This window comes from Bacillus salitolerans (assembly GCF_042680805.1).
Classification (GTDB): Bacteria; Bacillota; Bacilli; order Bacillales; family SA4; genus Bacillus_CJ; species Bacillus_CJ salitolerans.
The window spans coordinates 1-6,308 of sequence record NZ_JBHUEM010000019.1; the positions used below are offsets into that span (position 1 = coordinate 1).

Sequence of the window (6,308 nt, forward strand, 5' to 3'; positions counted from 1 at the left end):
ATTAGATTAGTTGGAACGCCGTATGCGGTGAAAGTCGCATGTACGGTGTGAACAGGGGGAAAAGGGGGAGATAATGTCAAACCTTTACCTATCTGTATGAACAAAGACTTTAAATAAAAACGAGAAATTACATGGTAAAATTAAGAAAAAGGTTGTGTTATTTGTGAAAGTTTCGCTAATGGTGGCAATGGATAAAAATAGAGTGATAGGTAAAGATAATGATATTCCATGGCGATTACCGCGAGATTGGGAATATGTAAAGAAAACAACAATGGGTAATCCAATTATATTAGGTAGAAAGAATTTCGAATCAATTGGAAAAGCGTTAAGCAAAAGAAGAAATATTGTTTTAACAAGGGATAAAGAGTTATCTTTTAAAGGCTACGAAATGGCTCATTCTATCGAAGAAGTTTTTGAGTTATGCAAAAATGAAGAGGAAATTTTCATCTTTGGTGGAGAAGAGATTTATAAAATGTTTATGCCATATGTAGTGAAAATGTATATTACAAATATTCATGAAGAATTTGAGGGAGATACGTTCTTTCCGGAAGTGGAGTATAGTCAGTGGAAAGAAGTATCAGTTGAAAAAGGAATAACAGACAATAAAAATCCTCATATTTACTATTTTCATATTTATGAAAAAGCTGTCTAAATGGTAGCAATTTTAATATATATGGTTTTTTTATATAAAATAATAAGTTCTTATTAAAGTTATGGGGCCTTATTGTAAAAGAATTGGGTCAGCAACTGCAGATCCTATTCCATTTTTATGGGGTCGGTTTTGTTCAATAACTATGTGTATCTAATAGATTAAAATGTTATAATTATCCAAAAAAATATGGAGACTGTACAATGATTTGTAAAATGAGAGATATTTTGCTAAAGAAAGCGGATTATTTAGATTTGAAAGAGCAAGAATTATTGGTAAATGCAATTGAGTATGCTGATAGAGCTCATTTGGGTCAAAAGAGAGGTACGGGAGAGCCATACATTATTCACCCAATTTCTGTATGTGAAATTCTTACTGTATACAAAGCTGATATAACAACTCTTATCTCGGCATTATTACATGATGTTGTAGAGGATACGAATGTTTCCCTTTCGGAAATTGAAAACATTTTCGGTTCAAATGTGGCATTAATTGTAGACGGGCTAACAAAAGTAGATAAGGGAAGCTTAGAAAAAGATGAGTATAGTGCAATTAATACTGAAAAACTGCTCTCAACTTCGGTCATTGACATTAGAGTAGCAATTGTAAAAATTGCAGACAGATTGCATAATATGCGGACTCTTTCTGTAAAGAGGGCTGAAAAGAAAGCGTCATATGCAAATGAAACTTTAGTCTTTTTCTCCCCCCTTTCCGAGAAATTGGGATTGTATAAAATTCAGGAAGAATTAGAGGAATTAGGATTTAAGTATCTTAATCCATCTCAATATAAGCGTATTTCCAAAATATTAGACAATTACACAAATATATTTATTAATATTGTAAATTGGGCTTCAAAAAAGTTAATGCAGAGAAATATCAATGCTATGCCAATTAAAATTACTTGGAGAAAAGAACCTATTTATAAGTCATATTCATTATTACAAGAAGATAATTCATTATCTGAACTATATAGAATTGAGGTAATAACAGATTCCACTTTAAACTGCTATACTGCACTTGGATTAATTCATGGATTGTTTGACCCAATACCAAACCAGTTCAATGACAATATAGCGATTAAAAAAAGCTTATATTCTAACCAATTAATTACTAAGGTGCTATTTGAAGGTATTGAGGTGAAATTTGAAATTAAGGCCAAAAGTAGTAAAAAATTTGTTGATACAGGGATATTCAACTTATTAAATAAAAAATTATCTAATGAAGACATTAAGGCTATCAGTAACGTAATATTAAAAGATTCAATAAAAGCGGTAAAATCAATTACAAATAACCCTATTGAATTCTATGACTTAATAACCTACGAATTATTACAAAAAGAAATCACCGTCCTCACGCCAAAAATGGATGTTATATTATTACCTGAAGGTTCTACAGTAATTGATTTTGCATTCCATTTAAATACTACATTGGCTAAAAAGATGTCCTATGCAAGAGTTAACGGTGAAACTAAAGACTTAAATTTTGTTCTTAGTAACATGGACATTGTTGAAGTTATTACTTCAAATAACATTACAGTTAATTCCAACTGGTTAAATCATGCTCTAACCTCTAAAGCACAACAAGAAATTAATACTTCCTTGTTGGATTAAAGGGGCGCTCGACAAGTTCTGCTATAAGCACTTAATATAGTATGAAGATGGGGAAATGTGAGATCTATGTCCCAACCAGCCTCAATCATGTTTCTACAGTAGAGGGAAAACTGTTTACTTGACGGGATCTACGTCCCACGAAAAGTTACGTTTTACCAAGGCTACAGTTATAAAAAGACCATATATAAAAAGGTCAACCAGAGTTATTTTCTTATCTGGCTGACCTTGGAATACGATAGAAGCAGATGACTTTGAGAAAGGAGAATCTTCTAATCCGAAAAATCTTTATAACCATTATTATTATTTTATTGTTCATTTGTTCGTTTTCATTATTATCATATCTTTTTCTGGGGTTTAGACTTTCATTTGTAGAAGGTGTTTCACAATGGGAAATGGTTTTTGCTTATATTAAGGAAGGGGCTATCACAGACCATATTTGGTTAAAATCCATTCTATCTTTAATAATAAGTGTGTTCAGTACATTTGTTGTGATAAAAAGTACAAATAAAATAACAAAGAAGTTCTATTAAGCCTGAGGGGTGAGATATTTTAAATCGAATTGAATTAGTTGGAACGCCGTATGCGGTGAAAGTCGCACGTACTGGTGTGAACGAGGGGAAAAGGGAGCGATCACTTCAAACCCTTACCTATTTGTATGAATAAGAAGTAACTAGCTGCGGCTGGTTTTTTTATCCAGTCGTTTAGTGTAATAAGGTCTTATAAAAAGATAGCAGTAATCTGCTATCTTTTTATTTTTTACCTTGTCCTTCATCTTGTAGTATTGAAAATATCCAATATTTTGAAACTTCATAAAGATAAAGTTCGTATATAGTAAATAAATAAAATTTCAGGAGGCACTTATGTTTTTTTTGAAAAAGAATATGTTCTTTACATTATTATTAGTTTTATTTTTTAGCGGTGGTTGTTCAAGTAATACAAATGAACCAATCTATTCAATTGATGATGCAATTGAATCAGGTGATGTGATAGCTGAATTTTTTGGTGAACCAATACGCTCAGTATATGAGAACGAGTTTAAAGTTGAAAATCTTGAGAAAATCAAGGATTTCATGTCTGGATCCATTAATGAATTTAATATTTCATATTTTACAAATAACGGTGCTTTTGAAAAGTCAAAAGTTATGAGGATTGATAATAAGTTCATTTTTAATAAATCAAATTCCATACTAAATTCAAAAGGAGTCTATACATGCGATAATTATGATATTTCAACTATTGGGTTCTCATTAACTGGATGCGAGAGTGATACGGGTGAAGATTCCTGGGAAGTTGTTGTAGTTCCATTAAATATAACAATGTATAGAGAAGCACATTTTAAGTAAGTAAAGGAGGGTGAGGGTTGAGACGTCTATCTGTTGCTTTTGTAGAAAGAGGTATTATAACTCTTATTGGTTTAATCTTTTTAGGTTCATCACCTGCAATCTTTACTCTCAATTCAGAAATACGCATAGATTTAATGGGCTATTTTGGCCAGATTGTGGAAACAATCAAACTTTTCTTTAGTAATCCTTTAGAGATAACTTATTATGCAAGTGGAGTCGAGAGAACTTTATTACCAAGTATGTTAGGTCCATATTTATATTCTTTAACTATACTTATATCAGCATTGATATTATCAATAATTTTTTCAGTTTTATTATCCTATATACAAGTAATCTTACCTAGAAGATTATCAGCATATTACAAATCATTTATTACAGTTCTAAATTCAGCTCCGGATGTCTTAATAATAGTGTTGTTACAGCTGTTAATTATTGCCATTTATAAAAAAACAGACATTCTTCTATTTAATATCATTTCTTTATATGATAATCCAACTTACGTACTACCAATTATATGTCTCTCGATAGCTCCGACAATTCATTTAACAAAAATGGTTAGTTTATATATTAATGAAGAGAAAAATAAAAATTATATTCTTTTGGCAAAAGGAAAGGGTTTTTCTTCTCATAGAGTGATATTAATACATATTCTTCGAAATGTATTATTAAAAATAGTATCTCATTTTCGTTCTCATTTTGTTTTTATGCTTTCAAATCTTTTTGTGTTAGAGTACATTTTTAATATTTATGGAATTACTAATTTCTTGTATAAATATGGGACAGCAAATAGTGAAGTACTAACAGTTGGCTTGATTCTTATATGTCTACCGACACAGATCTTATTAGGAATTATTGAGTGGCTTATAAAACTGATATTTAAGGGGGGAATGACAGTTGAAAAAATATAAAAATTCTCCCCGAATGATTATTTGTTTATCAATTATTTTCTTGTTTTTTTTAGTAAGTATTATGTTCACACTTTTTTTTCATACCCTCTTAGAAGCACAAGACCCTTTAAAATATAACGAGGAAAATCAACTAATAGCGTCTATTCCATTTCCACCTTCTATTGTCCCACCGTTTGGGACTGATAGGTATGGTTATAATATTTTTTATAAAATTATAGATGGAGCAAAATATACAATCCTTTCAGTTTTTATAATCGCATTATTAAGAATATTAATCTCGTTCATATTAGGAGTATTATGTCACTTTTATGTATTTAAGCTTGAAAAGGGTAGGAAGTATTTCGTTAGTTTTTTTGAAGGATTTTATTCCCTTCCTCAGGTATTAATAGCATTTATTTTGATTTCTCCCTTTCTTATAGATGGTTTTAATCGTTTAAGTACTATTCAAATTATTATTTATCAGATGGCAATACTCATAATATTAGCACTACCTAATTTAACTTTATTAATAGCTGATGAACTAAATAGGATTAGTAAAGAAGAATTTATGTACGGAGCAAAAATCCTTGGAGGTTCAGAGTTGCATATGTTTAAGAAGCATTTGTTCCCACATATTAAACAAACATTGATAGTTTTGTTTTCTCAGCAATCAGGGCAGGTACTCATATTACTGATTCATCTGGGATTATTAGATTTATTTTTAGGCGGATCTAGGAGAGTAAAGATAGAAGAAGGTGTATATGATAAGTTAACCATAACAAATGAATGGTCTGGTCTTATTGGAACGAGCTTTAGAGAACTCTTATTAGCTCCTTGGATAATGATAGCACCACTAATAGCATTTATGATCGTAATAATATGTGTTAACGTAATTACTAATGACCTAATAGAACAAAAGAATATAAATAAAACGACTTCTAGGGTTTTAAAAGATGATAAGGAATATCTAAATGTACATGATGTAGATACAGCAAATTTTTCATTTGTACGTAACCAAAAATATGATGTCTAAGGCATATATTTAAACGAAAGCGTGATATTGTGAAAAATGGAAGAATCACTGATCAAGCAGGAGGATACGAAACTCTTCTTGTTGGTGCAACAACCAGAATGGATTAATCTACGATAATTGCTTTCGCAAAAACTACAGTGGTGCACCGTGGTCGAAGGAGTCAGACCAACGGATGGGCTCTAATGACACCATAGTTTATCGACCTTCCTCTCTCAGCCCGCAGAATCAGTAATGACGGTTCTAGTACAACATTTTCATTGTCAGAAGATTATTTCGTTTCATGAATGGCTATCAGGGGCGAGAGTTGAATTCAAGTCAGAGGAAAAGCATTGACAATGTCTGTGCCATTCTATTTGTTTCCATATCTAATGGGTAATTATGTAAATAATTGCAAAAATGTTGTATTGTTAGAGAGAAGGAGTGGTTTATAATGTGGATTTTTATAGCGCTTGTCTTGGTTGTGTTAACTTTTGCCTTTTTTATAGATAGGAAAAATAAAAAAATAAAAAATAATCCTCACATTTCAACGAATCCTAATGCAAAACCGGGAGAAGATTCAAATTATATTATGGGAGATAACAAAGGCAGTGGGGGTGGAGGACAATTATAAAAAGCATGGTTCTCTACTGGATTCCTATCATTTAATTTTATTGAAGTAACAGGGCGAATGTGGAATAAGAATGAGGCTGGGACATAACTAGCTTCTCTATATGAAAAAAAGTGAAATCGTGTCATCGATTTCACTTTTTTCATTAGATTTCAGTTATGTGCGGACAAGAACTTCTC

At 31.2% G+C, this 6,308-nt stretch carries 6 protein-coding genes; all 6 read left to right on the plus strand.

Features of this window, described 5'->3' with window-relative positions:
• Positions 1–163 precede the first annotated feature (163 nt).
• Complete coding sequence (locus ACFSCX_RS11585) at positions 164–652, plus strand: dihydrofolate reductase (RefSeq protein ID WP_377928396.1); 489 nt, start codon at positions 164–166, stop codon at positions 650–652.
• Between the two features lie 200 nt (positions 653–852).
• Positions 853–2,259 carry an HD domain-containing protein gene (locus tag ACFSCX_RS11590; RefSeq protein ID WP_377928397.1) on the plus strand — a complete coding sequence of 469 codons (1,407 nt, stop codon included), beginning with the start codon at positions 853–855 and terminating at the stop codon, positions 2,257–2,259.
• A gap of 869 nt (positions 2,260–3,128) precedes the next feature.
• Positions 3,129–3,602, plus strand: a complete 474-nt coding sequence (locus ACFSCX_RS11595; protein WP_377928398.1) for a hypothetical protein — start codon at positions 3,129–3,131, stop codon at positions 3,600–3,602.
• Between the two features lie 17 nt (positions 3,603–3,619).
• Positions 3,620–4,510 carry an ABC transporter permease subunit gene (locus tag ACFSCX_RS11600; protein ID WP_377928399.1) on the plus strand — a complete coding sequence of 297 codons (891 nt, stop codon included), beginning with the start codon at positions 3,620–3,622 and terminating at the stop codon, positions 4,508–4,510.
• The gene (locus ACFSCX_RS11605) at positions 4,497–5,522 is read left to right on the plus strand and encodes an ABC transporter permease subunit (RefSeq protein ID WP_377928400.1); all 1,026 of its coding nucleotides are present in this window, start codon (positions 4,497–4,499) and stop codon (positions 5,520–5,522) included. Before ACFSCX_RS11600 ends, ACFSCX_RS11605 begins: the two co-directional genes overlap by 14 nt.
• Before the next feature lie 430 nt (positions 5,523–5,952).
• Positions 5,953–6,132 carry a hypothetical protein gene (locus ACFSCX_RS11610; protein WP_377928401.1) on the plus strand — a complete coding sequence of 60 codons (180 nt, stop codon included), beginning with the start codon at positions 5,953–5,955 and terminating at the stop codon, positions 6,130–6,132.
• Positions 6,133–6,308 lie beyond the last annotated feature (176 nt).

Excerpts from the sequence above, each read along its gene's own strand:
- ACFSCX_RS11590 (WP_377928397.1), top strand. The coding sequence starts at position 853 with ATGATTTGTAAAATGAGAGATATTTTGCTAAAGAAAGCGGATTATTTA.
- ACFSCX_RS11610 (WP_377928401.1), top strand. The coding sequence starts at position 5,953 with ATGTGGATTTTTATAGCGCTTGTCTTGGTTGTGTTAACTTTTGCCTTT.